At 60.4% G+C, this 15,886-nt stretch carries 12 protein-coding genes; 3 read left to right on the forward strand and 9 right to left on the reverse strand.

What is annotated here, in order from left to right:
* The first annotated feature begins 80 nt into the window (after positions 1-80).
* Positions 81-872 (forward strand): APC family permease, encoded by a 792-nt coding sequence (locus tag ACRYA2_RS09815; RefSeq protein ID WP_433627767.1) that lies wholly within the window; start codon positions 81-83, stop codon positions 870-872.
* Positions 873-1,074: 202 nt separating this feature from the next.
* Here the strand turns inward: ACRYA2_RS09815 and ACRYA2_RS09820 are convergent, their stop codons facing one another.
* Entirely contained in the window at positions 1,075-2,508 is a 1,434-nt protein-coding gene (locus ACRYA2_RS09820; protein ID WP_433627133.1) for a sodium:solute symporter family protein, read from the reverse strand.
* 133 nt (positions 2,509-2,641) lie between these two features.
* Here ACRYA2_RS09820 and ACRYA2_RS09825 point away from each other — a divergent pair, with 133 nt between their 5' ends.
* Positions 2,642-3,685, forward strand: a complete 1,044-nt coding sequence (locus ACRYA2_RS09825; protein ID WP_433627136.1) for an NrpR regulatory domain-containing protein — start codon at positions 2,642-2,644, stop codon at positions 3,683-3,685.
* A gap of 6 nt (positions 3,686-3,691) precedes the next feature.
* Here ACRYA2_RS09825 and ACRYA2_RS09830 read toward each other — a convergent pair whose 3' ends face one another.
* From ACRYA2_RS09830 to gfo6, 3 genes are all read right to left on the reverse strand, one after another.
* Positions 3,692-4,702 carry an agmatinase family protein gene (locus ACRYA2_RS09830; RefSeq protein ID WP_433627139.1) on the reverse strand — a complete coding sequence of 337 codons (1,011 nt, stop codon included), beginning with the start codon at positions 4,700-4,702 and terminating at the stop codon, positions 3,692-3,694.
* Positions 4,695-6,029, reverse strand: coding sequence for an aspartate aminotransferase family protein (locus ACRYA2_RS09835; protein ID WP_433627142.1), 1,335 nt, complete (start codon positions 6,027-6,029; stop codon positions 4,695-4,697). The genes ACRYA2_RS09830 and ACRYA2_RS09835 overlap by 8 nt, the downstream gene beginning before the upstream one ends.
* A 1,101-nt stretch (positions 6,030-7,130) precedes the next feature.
* The gene (gfo6, locus tag ACRYA2_RS09840) at positions 7,131-8,213 is read right to left on the reverse strand and encodes a D-xylose 1-dehydrogenase Gfo6 (RefSeq protein ID WP_433627144.1); all 1,083 of its coding nucleotides are present in this window, start codon (positions 8,211-8,213) and stop codon (positions 7,131-7,133) included.
* An 875-nt stretch (positions 8,214-9,088) separates the two neighbouring features.
* Between gfo6 and ACRYA2_RS09845 the strand changes: the two genes are divergently transcribed.
* Entirely contained in the window at positions 9,089-9,571 is a 483-nt protein-coding gene (locus ACRYA2_RS09845; protein WP_433627146.1) for a hypothetical protein, read from the forward strand.
* A gap of 175 nt (positions 9,572-9,746) precedes the next feature.
* On the opposite strand, the gene ACRYA2_RS09850 is transcribed toward ACRYA2_RS09845, so the two are convergent.
* From ACRYA2_RS09850 to ACRYA2_RS09870, 5 genes are all read right to left on the reverse strand, one after another.
* Complete coding sequence (locus tag ACRYA2_RS09850; protein WP_433627148.1) at positions 9,747-10,955, reverse strand: ABC transporter ATP-binding protein; 1,209 nt, start codon at positions 10,953-10,955, stop codon at positions 9,747-9,749.
* A gap of 36 nt (positions 10,956-10,991) precedes the next feature.
* Positions 10,992-11,906 (reverse strand): carbohydrate ABC transporter permease, encoded by a 915-nt coding sequence (locus ACRYA2_RS09855; RefSeq protein WP_433627150.1) that lies wholly within the window; start codon positions 11,904-11,906, stop codon positions 10,992-10,994.
* Positions 11,903-12,889, reverse strand: coding sequence for a carbohydrate ABC transporter permease (locus ACRYA2_RS09860; RefSeq protein ID WP_433627152.1), 987 nt, complete (start codon positions 12,887-12,889; stop codon positions 11,903-11,905). The genes ACRYA2_RS09855 and ACRYA2_RS09860 overlap by 4 nt, the downstream gene beginning before the upstream one ends.
* A 19-nt stretch (positions 12,890-12,908) precedes the next feature.
* Complete coding sequence (locus ACRYA2_RS09865; protein ID WP_433627154.1) at positions 12,909-14,147, reverse strand: ABC transporter substrate-binding protein; 1,239 nt, start codon at positions 14,145-14,147, stop codon at positions 12,909-12,911.
* A 338-nt stretch (positions 14,148-14,485) separates the two neighbouring features.
* Positions 14,486-15,856, reverse strand: coding sequence for a TIGR00341 family protein (locus ACRYA2_RS09870; protein WP_433627157.1), 1,371 nt, complete (start codon positions 15,854-15,856; stop codon positions 14,486-14,488).
* Positions 15,857-15,886 lie beyond the last annotated feature (30 nt).

The raw sequence follows: 15,886 nt of genomic DNA on the forward strand, positions 1-15,886 counted from the left end.
CGGGAGTCCACGCGAAAGCCCCACCCTCAACGAAGCGAACGGCAAAGCCGTGAGTGAGTAGGGTGGGGTAGTTTACTGGCATCTTTGCAGTCGCAGTGATGACTCCCTTTTTCTTCGTCGGATTCGACGTCGTCCCACAGACTGCCGGAGAGGCAGACGTATCGATGCGGTTCCTCGGCATGGTTATCAGCGTATCCGTCGCCTTCGCAGCGCTCTTCTACATCGCTGTGATCTGGGCTGCAGGGAGTTCCGTCCCGACCGCGACGCTGGCTGACAGCACTCTTCCAGCGGCAAAAGCGATGGCTATCGTCTACGGAAGTGACGTCGCCGGGACGGTGATGGCGTTGGCCGGTCTCGCCGGAATCCTCACGAGCTGGAACGGATTCATCCTCGGGGCGAGCCGAGCGATCTACGCCCTCGCCGAATCCCACATGCTTCCCGACCAGTTAGCGCGGGTCCACTCTAAGTACAATACGCCCTCAAATGCCGTGTTACTCGTCGGCTTCGTCGCAGGACTGGCTCCCCTGTTCGGCGAACAGATGCTGGTATGGGTCGTGAACGCCGGCGGATTCGGACTCGTCATCGCCTGGGTGATGGTCGTGATTTCGTTTTTCGTTCTCCGGCGACGAGAACCAGAGATGGACCGTCCGTTCCGGCTCCCTGCCGGACGGTTTATCGGCGGCGTCGCACTCCTCCTCTCTCTGTTCTTCGTGACGCTGTATCTCCCGGGGTCGCCGTTGGCCCTCGCGTGGCCGTACGAATGGGGTATCATCGTCGGATGGATCCTTCTCGGGGTCGGTCTGATCGCTATCAACGGTGGCCTCCCGGCGCAGTCAGAAGCTGAAGTACACATGCTCGAACAATCGGATTGACTCACATTCCAATAATGAACGAGGTGGCACGTACGGGTCCAAGCAACATCGCCCGACTCCAGCGACCTCGCTGGCAGTACCGTCAAAATCAGACACAGATGCGGTAGGCTCGGATGAGCAACTCGCCGAACGGTTCGCTGATCGTCGGAGTTCGAAGCTGTCCGTAGCTACTCAACATTACGACGAGACGGACGGGGATGATTCAGTCCATTGAGGGAGCCGAATCCAGGTTCTGCATCCACTCGCGGACTTTCTCCTGGGTGGGTGGCCCCGTGAGCAGGCTCACTACAGTGAAGGTGAGGAAACTCGCGGTCAAGCCGTAGATGATGGGGAGGTTCGAAGAGAAGCCCTGCATCCAGAGAGTGTAGACGACGACAGTTGCGCTGACCGCGATGGACGAGAGCGCTCCCTGCCAGGTCGCACGCGTCCAAAAAAACGCCCCGAAGATGGGGACGAAGATGCTGCCGGTGAGCAGGTCGTACGCCAGGATGAGCGCCTGAACGACGTTGCCGATCGCGATCGCAGCGTAGATCATGATGCCCCCGAGGACGAGGATGACGATCCGGGAGACGCGCGAGTAGGTCTCGTCCGAAGCGTCCGAGTCGACGAACCGTTTGTAGATGTCGCTCGTGAAGAGGGTACTGGAGGCGAGCAGGGCGGAGTCTGCGGTCGACATCATCGCGGAGACGAATCCGGCGAGGATGAGTCCGGACAATCCGACGGGGACGACCTCCAAGATCATCCGAGGGAGCGCAAGTTCGGGGTCCTGCAGGTTCGGAAGGAGAACGAGCGCGATAGCGCCGAGGAACGCCGTCGCGATTCCGTAGATGATCGCGTACACGCCGGCAGCGATACTTCCTTTCCGGGCCGTTTCGGCGCTTTCCGCGGTGAACACCCGCTGCCAGATGTCCTGGCCGATCATTATCCCGAGGACGTACAGGAGGAAGTAGCTGGTAATCGTCTGCCACCCGATCGCAGTCGGGTCGAAGTACGTCGGATCGAGTTCGGCCGTGAGGCCCGAGATTCCGCCCACGGAACTGAGACCGAGGGGGAGGGCCAGCAGAAAGATGCCGACGGTCATGATGCACCACTGGACGAAATCGGTCATGGTCACGGTGAGCATTCCGCCGAGTGACGTGTAGGCGATGATGATGAGTCCGCCGACGAGGATCATCGTGTTTTGCTCGAACCCGAAGAGCGCCCCGAGGACTTTCCCGATGGCGATAGTCTGGGTGATGGCGATCGTGAGTGCATACACGCCGGCGATGACTGCGCCAACCGTACCGGAGTACTTGTCGAAGCGGCGTTCCAGGATCTCACCGAGCGAATACGCTTTCAGGTTCGCCAGGTTGGTCGAGATCAGTAGTCCGAGGGCGATGGTGCCGACTCCGAGCGAGATTACGAGCCACGCGCCCGAGACGCCGTGCTGATATCCCAGTCCGCCGCCGCCGATGGTGGATGCTCCGCCGAGGATGACCGCCGACATGACCGGGACGTACATCCAGAGAGGGATGTTCCTCCCGGCGACGAGATAATCGTCGAGAGAATCTGATTTCTGGTATCCCCAGTACCCGACGCCGATCATGCCGAGCATGTACAGTACGAGGACTCCCGTGTCAATGACGGACACTGCCATGGAATGACCATGCCACATTTAATATTTAACTCTTTGCAATCGTCTGCGAAACTTCTCTGAAATCACGAATCTACCGAATCGAACTACCAGCGGAAGGAACACGTTTATCGGCAGGTAACACCGTCGTACTGGCATGTCTGAGACTCTCGACCGACGAGCCTACGACCTCCTCCGGCTCATCGACGCCCACGAACCCATCGGTAGTCTTCGGCTCGTCGACCTCTTGCACCGGCATGGCTATTCCATCAAAGGGCGCACGGTCCGACTGACGCTCTCCAATCTCGACGATGCCGGTTTCACCGAGAAACTTCCGGGGAAGGGTCGACGCCTGACCGAGAAAGGCCGCTCCGAACTCCAGCGCGGCCACATCAACGGCCGCCTCGAACACGTCCGCGAACGAATCGCGATGCTCACCGGCCAGGTGACCTACGACCCGATCGAGGACACCGGCGAGGTCATCGCCTCTAGCGTTACCGTGTCCCGTGGCCGACTCTCGGACGCGCTCGAAACGTTGGCCCCACTGACGGACTCGCCCCTCGCTCCGGTTCCGATCGCCGTCGAGGACGAACCGGCGGAGTCTGCGGAATCCGACTCGGCCCGTATCTTCGCCCCATCGAGCATCACTCTCGATGGCGTCCTGCTCTCTCGCGGCATCAACGTCGAACTGCAGACGGCCGGAATCGTCGAATACCATCCCGACCCGGAGCCGGAGCAGTTTCCACACGACGGGGACGTGCTCCGCGAACACGGCGGAGCAGTCCTCCGATACACCGACGCGATTAGCGGCGAGGGCTCGACCGTCGACGTCGTGAGTCTCCTCATCGAGGCCGGTCGGACCGACGTCCGTCGGGCCATCGACGGTGATGACCCGAGTCTCCTCGTCGTCGACAACCGAGAGTTTCCCCTGATGCGATACGAGGAGGCAAACGACCTCACCATCGAGACCCGAGAGCGACTCGGTGGCGTTCTCGACATTCGGAAACCGCGAGAATCGGGGCCGTTCCCGAGCGAGAAGCCAGGGTGGGAGTTCGCAGCGCTGACCTACGGCGGCGTCGGCGAACTCCTCCTCTCGCTACTCGTCGAGGACGGCTACGCGGACTCGTGGGAAACGCTGTACGGGTTAGTTCCTCGGTCGACGTTCGAGCCGCTTCCCGCCGTCCGGGCACGGGAAAAGTAGCCGGCCTCATTCGGCGAACTGCCGCTCGACCAGCGTGACGAGGAGGTACGCTCCGAGAGTCTGCGTCGCCTTCGTCGGGTCGTACTCGGGCGCGATTTCCATCAGATCGGCCGCGCCGACCGCGTCGTGCGTGCCGAGAATCTCCATGACTTTCAGCGCCTGATGGGCGCTCAGTCCGTCCGGTTCGGGCGTCCCCGTTCCAGGTGCAACGCCCGGGTCGACGGAGTCGATGTCGAACGTCACGTAGACGGCGTCCGTGTCCGCTGCGGCAGCCTCGACGGCCTCCGTTACGACGTCGGTGATACCCTGCTCGTGCACGTCACGCATCGTGTACAGGTCGAGGCCGGTGTCCTCGACGAAGTCGAAGAAGTTCGGACTCTCGTATCCTCTGATGCCGACCTGACTGACGTGTTCGTAGTCGCTGTACTCCGATTCGGCGATGAGGCGGGTGCTCGATCCGTGGAACTGTTCGCCGAACACGGGACTCTCCTCGGCCGTATCGGTGTGAGCGTCGATCTGGACGAGGCCGACGTCGTCTGCGTCGGTGCCTTCGGCGAAGCCACGGAACGCGGGATAGGTGCAGTAGTGATCACCGCCGATCATCACGGGAAACGCCTGGTCCGCGGCGGTGGCAACGTGGGCAGCGATGCTCTCGGCGGTCTTCTCTCGATCCATCGGAAAGACGGGGATATCCCCGCAGTCGGCGAGGTTCAGGTCCGAGAAATCGACCTGAGTGGCCGTGTTCATGTTCGTCAACCCACCCTTGTATCCGGAGAGGTACGCCCACCAGCCGCTCGCGTGGCGGACGGCGTCGGGTCCGTACCGGGCGCCCGGCCGGTTGCTCGCAGCGGCGTCGAACGGCGCTCCGAGGACGGTGGCGTCGACATCACCGAGGTTCGTGACGTCTCTGGCCGGTGCCTTGAGGAACGTCTTCGGGTTGGCGTACGCCAGTTCGACGTTGGCACCCTCGTGTGCACGCCGGAATTCCTCGGCGCGCGAGGGCTCTGGATCACTCATCCGTGGTCTCCTCCCGAAGGGCTGCCCGAAGCGCACTGACGGTCCGTTCGAGCTGGTTCCGGGTGATCGTGAGCGGTGGCTGGAATCGCATCACGTTCTTGTAGTATCCGCCGACCCCCATGATGATACCTCGTTCCCGAAGCGTCTTCGCCACTGACGATGCGAGCGCAGCGTCGGGAGCGGCTGCGACCCCTCTCGGCCCGGTTTCGGCCGGGTCGACGAGTTCGACGCCGTGCATGAGTCCGCGACCGCGCGTCTCACCGACGACGCCGAACTCGGACTCCAGTTCGTCGAGTTGCTCCGAGAGCCACGTTCCCTTGGACGCGGCGTCGTCGACGATGCCGTCCTGCAGTTCGTCGATCGTCGCGAGGCTCGCCGCACACGCCACCGGATTCCCGCCGAACGTCGAGAGGTGATCGCCGGATTCGAACGCGTCTGCCACTCGTTCGGAGGCCGTGAACGCGCCGAGCGGCAGACCGTTCGCGATGCCTTTGGCCTGGGTGAGGATGTCCGGAGTCACGTCGGCGTGCTCGCTGGCGAACAGTTTCCCCGTTCGACCGTAGCCGGTCTGTACCTCGTCCACGACGAGCAGTGCGTCGTGGTCGTGGGCGATCTCCTGCACCTGCTGGAGCCAGCCGGCCGGTGGAACCACGATTCCTCCCTCTCCCATGATCGGTTCGACGACGATAGCGGCTACGTCGTCGCTCGTGTGCGTCCCGATGACGTGCTCTACGGTGGCAGCCGCCCGCTCCGCGAACTCTTCGTCCGACAGGTCGCGGTACTCGGATCGATAGCGATAGGGTGCGGGCGCGTGGGTCGCGTCGTTCATCGTCGGACCCATCTCGTGTTTGTAGGAGTGGTTCCCGGTGAGAGCGAGGCTTCCGAGCGTTCGCCCGTGGAATCCCATTTCGAGGGCGATGACTTCCTTACTCCCCGTGTACTTCCGTGCGAGCTTCACTGCTCCTTCGACGGCCTCCGTCCCCGAATTACAGAAGAAGCTCTTCTTGAGATCTCCGGGCGTCACTTCGGCGAGCCGTTCAGCGAGTCGACCGGCTTGCTGGTGAGGATGAACGTACGAACAGCTGTGAACCAGCTTGTCCAGCTGGTTCTTTGCCGCTTCGACGACCGCGTCGTTGCCGTGCCCCACGTTCGTTACCGAAATACCCGAGAAAACGTCCAGGTACTCGTTCCCCTCGAAATCCTCCAGCACACATCCTGACGCGCGCTCGATGGGGACGTTGAGACTCTTCCAGATCGGCATCAGGTACTCCCCGTATCGGTCTTCGACCTCCTCGTTCGCAACCTCTAATCTATTCTTTCGTGACATTATGTAGGCGCCCTGGTGGCAAGTACTTGCCACCGTTGCACCCTCTATCACCGCCTGGTAAATAATTATTGATGGTCAGTGGACAGGGTGTCGACACTACGAAGTCGAATCCTCACTGGTCGGTCGTAGCGTATCGGCCACGTTTCGTCGCCGAGAGATCGACCGGATCGCGTACCGCCGTTTATATCCCCATTGTAAACAAGGAAAATAGGTGCTAATACTTTCAATAGTTTAATGAAGGATTACGACTCTAGAGCTGTAATTCATGGTTCATAAAACGTTACGTAATAATCACACCACTTAGAAGATGTTCATATTAATCAGTTTCTCCTTGACCCCCTCATTGTGGTAGGAAGACACCCGGTTCTACGGAATCTCGCAGTCGCCGTACAGCTCTGACGGTCACCGTCGTACTCGATGACCCGACGTACTGGCCGACGGAGACGCCAGCTCTCTGTAACTTCGACGACACACTGCTGGAAGACATCCCTGTGGGTGACCTTCCGGAGCATGAGAGCTGGAACCTCTGTGCATCGTTCGTCTACCAGACTCTGTTCGACGGCGTCGCACGAGTCCTCGGCTGGGCGTTCGACGACCGTTACGGAAGTGCGAGGAGAAAGCCCCGCCGTAAACGGCGGGGATAAATCCTCACCCCCACCACAGACCACGTTCGATGTGCAGGACGGCTGTTTTAAGTCATCCAATCCCGTACTATTAGTCAACCGAGGCGGCCTGCCCGCCCACTTAATCGGACAGTATCGGGATTCCCTGATTCCACACAGAAAGCACCCTCTTTCTGTGGTGGGACTTCGGGGTGCAGTCAGCAAAAGTACCTCCGAATTCCCTGCCGGGAGAGGAGTAACGGCTGGTTGGCACAGCCAGTAGCCGTCCAACGCGGTGGCTACAAACCGTAAACATCCCACCCCAGCGGTGCGGTGCCGTGGGAATCCTCGCCCTTCAGGGCGAGGAGGATGTCAACCGTACGCTTACTTCGCCCCGACGACCACTGTCGACGACGTCGCAGTCGGCTACACGGAGGGTTGGATTTCCAACTCGGGAGCCACTGTCACCTCCCGACCACACGAGGCTGTGACGTATCGTCTATTCCCGGATTCGGACGACTGAACCGGTCCTGGCGGACTTGTGAATCGCCTCGATCGCGCGTAGATCGACCAGCCCGTGCCGGCCATCGGCGTCTATAGATCGACCGGAGAGGACGTGGTCGGCGAAGTATTCGAATTCCTCACGCATCTCTCGCTCGACGTCCAGCGATTCCATCTCGAGGGACATCGAGACTCCGTCGCGTGTGAGGTGGAGGTGGCAGTCTCCGTGAAACGCCGGCGACAGTTCGATACGTCCATCGGTGCCCACGAGCGTGAGCTCCGTGTCCTCAAGGCCGTTCTGACTCGTCGTACAGGCCATCTGGACGTCGTCTTCGAATCGCAGGACGAACGAGGCGCGTTCGTCCGGTACGTCGGAGAAGGCCTCGTGCACGGAAACCATCTCCGCCCGTGCCTCGATGGGGTCGCGTCGCAGGAGAAATCGCGCCGTGTTCAACGGATAGATGCCGAGGTCCATGACGGAGGTGCCGTATCCCGAGGCATCGGAATCTAGCCGCCACTGGTCGTGATTCGGATTGATTTCGAGGAGACGCTGGGAGTTCGTTCCATAAACGTGGACTGGATCACCGAGGAATCCATCGTCAACGAGTTCACGAGCGCGACGGACGACGGGATCGGTGTGCATCCGGTACGCAACCATCAACGGAATGTCGTTGGACTCGGCCACGTCTACGAGCCGACTTGCTCGCTCCATGCTTGCCTCCATCGGTTTCTCGACGATGACGGCCTTCCCGAGTTCTGATGCTGTCTCCACGTAGTCGAGGTGGTAGGCGTTCGGCGTCGCTACGTACACTGCATCGTACGTCTCGCTTGCTCTCCCCTCGTGGAACGCATCGTACGTGAGAGCGACGTCTGCAGCGCTATCGTCGACGTAATCCTGGGCCTTCTCCTCGGAGCTACTTACGAGCACCGTCGTTTCACAGATATCCGAGGATTCGAGGGCAGGAAGCACAACGTCCGTCGTCCACCAGCCCAGGCCTACCAGAGCGAATCGTACTGTCCCGCTGGGATTTGTCGACCAGTCTTGACGGTCCAACTCGTCGAACCAATCTCGGTAGTTCATACCCGTGTAGTCACGGAACAGTTATTTCATGGTTACGCTGTCTCATACGGAATCGCAGAGTCTACAGGCGGAGCAGGCCGAGTGCCTCGGGGCGTGACCCGAGGCGGTTCACCCAAACGCAACGCTCTCTAAAGGTCGTTTCTCAGCGAAAAGCAACAAACGAGTTGGGTTCGTTCAACACTAAAATTAAGTAAAAAACTTAATAGTATCAGTGGAGGATTTTGTATAGAAACTTCGTTATTTAGAATTGCAGAAGAGAAGGGAAGTATGGTCGGAAATAAAGAGAGATTGTCGCAGATAGAATCGGAATACTATAACTTACCATAATACGTTATTATAAGATTACTATATATAGTTGAACAGTGAAGGACAATTCCTCGCCAGAAACTGTAGTATCGTGGATTAACGGATTGCCACATCAAAAACGGTCAATATATTTTAACAGTCGATACAAAAACGAGGACTACGTTCTTTTTACCTACTGTGACAGAAGTCTTGAAAGACACAAAGGTCGAATTCACTTATGAGCTATCTGAATCCCATTACAATGCACTACGGTAACAGTGTGTACAAGGAACTAAAACCGTTGATTACCGTCTTTCAACAATGAAATCACCGTGGGATCTCCCTCCGAACTCGAACGTACGGTGACCAACTGGCGGCGATACTCCGAGACTGCTGTGTGTACGCCATTTCACAGACCATCGAGTTGATGCGCGACAGCAGGAGTAACGGACGGAATCTGGGAGCGACCGGACGTTGTCTGTTCTGAGGGCATGTCTCACGACTGTCGTAATCTGGGTCGGGGATATTCTGTGTCGGCCGCGAACGCTGGCACAGATATATCTCGAAGAAGGTTGACACAGTGGATAGAAATGAAAGGGACGTCACGGCAATACACTGACGGGAGAGAGACACCGGTCGATGAGTCGGATCGGCTTTGGACCGACGGAGGAGAGGAGAACGCAGGTAATTCCACTCTGGGAGAGACGTCGCCTATAAGCCAAGAATCGCACGGCGCGGATATCGAAGCCAGTGAGGAAGAAACACCAGTTCTCTATCTTGATTTAGAGGGATTGTTTCTCGATCTCCTCGGTCTCGAAGTGGACCTCGACGAGGTCGAGCTAACCATTACTGCCACGTCCGGACCCCGGCGGTTGCTAGGAACGAAAGTCAGCAACGCGCTGTCCACGGCAACTCCGGAAGAGAACCTGAACGACGACGGGAGCAAACGGCGAAGCGAAGACGAAGAAACGAGAGAAGAGGAGACGGACAAAACTTCATCGCTGCAGGAGATGTCCGATACGGAACTGCATTCGCTCGTAACCGAACTCCTGGATCAGCTCAGGCGCCGATAACCTCCACGCTAATGACAGGTGCGCTCGGCAGGTACCCGTCGCTCGAACCGGCCCGGATTAACGCTCGCTGTTGGCGGCGTGGGTCAGCAGTCGGGTTCGTCGCTACTCTCCTGTTCCTGGCACTGGCGTCGGCCAGTCGAGCGACGAACGAGAACGGGACGAGAGACGAGTACTACTAGCGGTTTGGTATCGACACTCCCGAGGTATCGAGCACGCGATTTCGTAGTGCTTCGCCCGTCTCGGCATCGAACAGGTGTATCGTCTCCTCGGGAATACGGGCGACGACCTCCTCTCCCGCTTCGACGGTTCGCATTCCGCCGAGCGTGACGACGAAGGTTCGGCGCTCTTCCGTCGCTTGCCCCTCCACCGTCGGGCCCTCGTCGCGCGCGGCAGCGAACCAGAGGTAGACGTTGTTCTCGTTGCCCATCGGCTCGATCACGTCCACGACGGTGCGGAAGTCGTGACCGTCGCTCTCTCGGTCGCTCTGTCCCGGGTCGTCGCTCCTGTCACGGACGATTTCCACGTCCTCCGGGCGGACGCCGAGGGTGACCTGCTTCACGTCGTCCAGTGCGGAGCGGGACTCCGAAGAGAGTGGGTACTCGAAGTGCTCGCCGACGAGCGTGTCGCCCTCCAGCGTCGTTTCGAAGAAGTTCATCGACGGTTCGCCGATGAAGCCGGCCACGAACCGATTCGCGGGGCGGTGGTACGCCTCGATGGGCGTGCCGACCTGTTGAAGTTTCCCGTCGTTCAGGATGGCGATGCGGTCGCCCATGGTCATCGCCTCCGTCTGGTCGTGGGTGACGTACACCGTCGTCACGCCCAGGTCCTCCTGCAGTCGCTGGAGTTCCGTCCGCATCTGTGCCCGCAACTTCGCGTCCAAATTCGATAGCGGTTCGTCCATCAGGAACACTTTCGGATCGCGGACGATGGCGCGCCCGAGTGCGACGCGCTGTTGCTGGCCGCCGGAGAGGTCGCTCGGCTTGCGGTCCAGCAGGTCGGCGATGCCCATCATCTCGGCGGTCTCCTCGACCCGGCGGTCCATCTCGTCGGCGGACAAGTCCGTCGACTCCTCCAGTCCGAAGCGCATGTTCTCTCGCACGGTCATGTGGGGGTAGAGCGCGTACGACTGAAACACCATTGCGATGTCCCGCGTCGTCGGCGGTTGGTCGTCGATGACCGTCCCGTCGAGCCGTATCTCGCCGGACGGAACGGTTTCCAGCCCCGCTATCATCCGTAGCGTCGTCGACTTGCCACAGCCCGAGGGACCGACGAGGACGAGGAGTTCCCCGTCCCGAATCGTCAGCGAGAGGTCGTCGACGGCGACGATTCGGTCACCGCCGTCGTCGAAGTGCTTGCTCACCCCGTCGAGCGTTAGTTCGGCCATCGTCTCACCCTCCGTTCGTTGGTTGCGTAGCGTTCGTCATGTTTCACCTGCGACGCCCTCGGCGAACTGCTCGCCGAACAGGACGTACACCAGCAGCGTCGGCAGCGCAGCGAGGAACGCGGCGGCCATCTGTAGGTTGTACTGCTGGACGAAGGATCCTTGCAGTTCGTTCAACGCCTGGGTCACGACGAAGTTCGACCGCGACGAGACCAGCACGAGCGCGAACAGCAGGTCGTTCCAGATGTTAGTAAACTGGTATATGAGCGTCACCGCGAACATGGGCTTCGACAGCGGCAGGACGATTCGCCGGTAGATGCGCGCCGTGCTCGCACCGTCCAGGCGAGCGGCTTCCAGCATCTCCTCGTCGAGCGTCTGGTAGTACCCCCGGAACAGCAACGTGCATATCGGCACTCCGTAGGCGGTGTGAGTCACGGTCAACTCGATCAGGTCGGTTCGAGAGGCCAGCGGCTCGATTCCCGCGAACAGCGTCCGCAAGTCCACTATCGTCCAGAACCGCGTGAGCGGAACCAGCACCGACTGGTACGGGATGAACACGCCGGCCAGAAACAGGAGCATGATTCCGACCTGCCCCCGCCAGTCGATGAGCGTGAGGCCGTAGGCCGCCAGACTCCCGAGGAACGCCGAGAACACCGTCGCCGGCACCACGAACAGTGCGCTGTTGACGATCGCGAACTCCAGTGCGTTCCATGCCTTGCCCCACGGCTGGACGGTGAACCCCTCGGGGGACGGCGGCGCGAACGGCGTCGTCCTGATGAACTCCGCCTGGGTCTTGAACGCCGTCGTCAGACCGCTTTCGAGCGGCGCGAGGTAGAACCCGACGAGCGCGACCAGCACCGCGTACAGCGCGACTCGACGCGCGCTCACTGCCGTGAGCGTCCGACGGAGTCTGGACCATCGGGACTCCTCCCGGACTGCCGGTTTCCCGCTCATAACTCACCCCGCTTGTGCTGCATCCAGAGGTACGGTGCGATGACGGCCAGGGCCATGACGAACAGGACCGTCGCGATCGCTGAGCCGTACGCCCAGTTGGTCGAGGAGAACGCCTGCCGGAACATCATCACCGAGAGGATGTCGACCGAAGGTCCGGGCGTGTCTCCGAACATCACGAACAGGAAGTCGAACGCCTTCAGCGCGAACACCATGAGCACGACGGCAGCGCTGGTCGTCGAGGCCCGGAGCTGGGGGATGATAACTCGTCGGTACATGCGGTAGGTGCTCGCACCGTCGGCCCTCGCAGCCTCGTACTGCTCCGTGGGAATCCCCCGGAGACCGGCGAGGTAAACGACCATGCAGTAGCCGCTGAACTGCCATATCAGCGCGAAGATGACTGCCGCCAGTTTGAACTGGGGGTTGCCGATCCAGGCCCGCGTCAGAAAGTCCAGGCCGAGCGTTCGCAAACCCACGTTTATCATCCCGACTCGCGGGTTGTACATCCACGCCCAGAAGATGGCGGTCACGACGAAAGACAGACTCATCGGCAGCAGATAGATGGTCCGAAAGGTGTTCTCGAACCGGATACCCCGGTCGATGAGGATAGCCAGCGTCAGCCCGACCGCCAGCGACGCGACGGTGAACGCCACGAGCAGCACTAACGTGTTGCCCAACGCGTTGACGAACGTGGGATCCGACACCATCTGCTCGTACGTCGAGAGGTCGAGCGAATCGTACTCGGGAGTGCCGAGACCGCTCCAGTCGGTCAGCGAGATGACGACGTTCCAGCCGATAGCGCCGTACACGAACAGGCCGACGAACAGCCCCCCTGGTAGCCAGAACGGAAGCGACCGGAGGAAGCCGCTTCGAAACACCGACCACACGGTGGCGCGTCGTCGGGGAGTCGTTCCGCCGTCGGCGCTCGGTTCGGGGTCGTCACTGGCAGTCAGCAGCCGGCGCGCGAGCGTCCGTAGCGAATCCATGGAAAGAAACCCGTCGAGGTCAGTTGAACGCGTTGACGATGCCCTGGTAGGTGGCGTCGACGTTGAACTGCTCGTTGAACCCGGAGAACGCCTCCTCGATCGCGGTTTTGGTCTCGGGGTCCACCCCCGAGCCGTGTGCCACGGTCAGCGGCTGGCTGTCGGAGTCCGAGAAGTCCTGCTTCTGTTGGGTGAGGAACGGCCCGAACTCGTCGTCCGGAACGTCGGTGCGCGGCGGAATCGACCCCTTTATCGGGTTGAACCGCTCCTGGGCGTCCACGCTACCGCAGTAGTTGAGGAACGCCTCGGTCGCTTCGGGCGAGGGGTTGCTGTCCGGATAGACGAACGAGTCGATCACCATCGAGTAGGCCCCTTGCGTGCCCGGGAACGGGACGTAATCCCACTGGTCCTGGTACGCGAACCCCTCCTGGGCCCTGTACTGGCCGGCCGCCCAGTCGCCCTGATGGATGAACGCGGCGTCGCCGTCGATGACCCTGGCGTTTGCCTGGTCCCAGGTCACCGACCCGGAGTCCTCTGGGAAGAACTCGCTGTACTGTGAAACGAGTTCGAGCGAACTCTTGATCTGGTCTTCCTGATCGGACGCGTTACCGTCCAGGAACCGCTGGAACGCCTGCAGTCCGTGCTGTCCGATGAACACCGTCTCCCACAGTTGAACCGTCGACCACGGCGACTGGGTCTGGTGGGCCATCCCGATGACGTCGGTCTCGGACTGAACCGTCTCCATCGCCCCGACGAGCGCGTCCGGACTGTCGATGCTGGACGGGTCGACGCCCGCCGACTCGACGACCTCGACGTTGTAGAAGAGGTTGTTCAGCCGGTGGATGTTGATCGGGACCGCCACGAGGTTGCCGGCCGGCCGTGCTACGTTCTGGACCGATTCGAGGTAGGCGTCACGCATCCCCTGTCCCCAGACGCTGTCGCCGATATCCACCAGGACGTCGCTCTCGATGTACGGCGTCAGCGATTCCCCCGGCCAGATCTGGAAGGTGCTCGGCGGGTTCTGGTTGACGATTCGATTTCTGATGACCGCGTCCAGTGCGCTTCCCGCGCCGCCGGGCGCGGGGTTGTTGTTGATTTCGACCTGTGGATTCTGCTCCTTGAAACCGTCCAGCAGGGCGTTCAGCGCCTCCTCCTCGCCGCCCGCCGTCCACCAGTGGACGATTTCGAGCGTCTGTCCCTGCTGCGCTCGGCTGGATCCAGCCATCCCCGCGAGACCGACCGCCCCGGCGAGACGTTTCACGTAACCCCGTCGTGATAGCCAGTGTCTTCCCCCATTCATCGTTATGATTCTCCAGTGAGAGTAACGCCGACCAATCACTTAATGGTATTTACATTTATTCAGGGGTGAGCTTCGAACCGGTTCAACACCTCGAATCGACCGAACAAACAGTCGGCCGAAGACGACGACCAGCCCACAGCAAACGCTCTCTCGACGAGCCGACACGACCGCACCTCGCCGAACTCCGTGCCGGGTACCGACCGTCGACCAGAAATCGACCGTCGCTCTGGTCCCACGGGCGTGCGCGGGCCGGGAACGGAAGGCCTCGGCTACCGTCGTAGATCGTCCAGCGGTCTCACCTAGTCGACGGCTCGAACACCTGTGTCAGTCTCAGTACGGTGCATCGAGTACGTCAATGGTACGTCTCGTCTCGTCGCCGACGAGGCAGTCGAATCGGCCGTCTGCGATTCTGTGAACTCGACGGTGACTTTGACGTCCTGATTCGTTCGCCGTTCGATCTCCCCTTCTAACCGCTCTGCGAGATCTGCATACCCCTGATTGGATGTTCGACTCACCTGCACAGTCACGTTCGTCGGTTCGACTCTCCCGCTCGGCCCGCCGTACGTGGTCTGTACGTTCGAGAGCGAGAGATTGGTGTACGCCGGTTGGTCGAGCGTTCGATCCACCTCCTGGTTCACCGCCTGTGTGAAGACGATATTCGTTGCGGTGAGATACCCGGTGCCGAGCGTCACCACCAAGAGCAAGAACAGCATGCCGTAGACGGCCACTTGGTGTTCAGAGGGTACCGACTCGCGAAGGGAGTGGTCTGCAACTCGCCAATCGGGCTGATAGCCCATTCCGAGCAACGTCAGAAAGGCACCGAGATTGATGGCGAGGATGTTGACCAGCAAGAGGAGGAAAGCACCGATACCGAACAGCGGGGCCATCCACGCCATCGCGAGGCCGGTTGCTGCAGCTGCAGGAATCAATGCGGCAGCAATCATGACACCGACGAGCGTGGTCGATTGTTCGGTCGTGTAGCCGAACGCACCGACGACACCCGCAATCACGGCTCCGATCGTCGAGAGGAACGTCGGTGCGAGGCGAACGCCGACCAACTCGATATCTGGGAGAACCAATCCTGGAGGGACGAATCCGGTCCAGCGAACGAGCCAGCCAAACACAGCAGCACCGATGATCGCAACGCCCAGACCAAGAGCCTGCTCTTTCACGCTGTCGACGAACAGCTTCCAATCGCCCAAGAGAATCCCGGTAGGGGCTGCGAGGGCCGAACTCACCTGCGGCGCGATAATCATCGAGCCGATGATGAGCGCTGGCTGATCGAGTAGAAGTCCGGCAGCCGCTGCGATGACACTCAAGATGGTACCGAGGTAGTACAGTTGATAGGGCCACTGGATTTCTCGGATTTTTTCGTGCAGCTCGGCCTTTGCGAGCTTTCGAACGGTGGTCGAGTGGCGTTCCCGGAAGCCGTCGAAATTTGGCGTCTCGACGATCTCTGCTTTCGTTAGGACCGTGTACGATTCGTCGTCGATACCCGCCTCTCGTAGCTCATCGAGGATAAGGGAGACCGCCGCCGTTGGGATCGGACACAGAACGAGAGTGTCACCCTCGTTTCCGGTTATCGTCGTAAAATCCCCACCGTAATCATCGAGGATCGATGTGACATCGTCGAGACGTTCGTCAGGAATTCGGATATGAAGCTCTCTCATGAACGACCGTGTGTACCTTCTATCTCCTGT

Source organism: Halomicrococcus pelagicus (assembly GCF_050954125.1).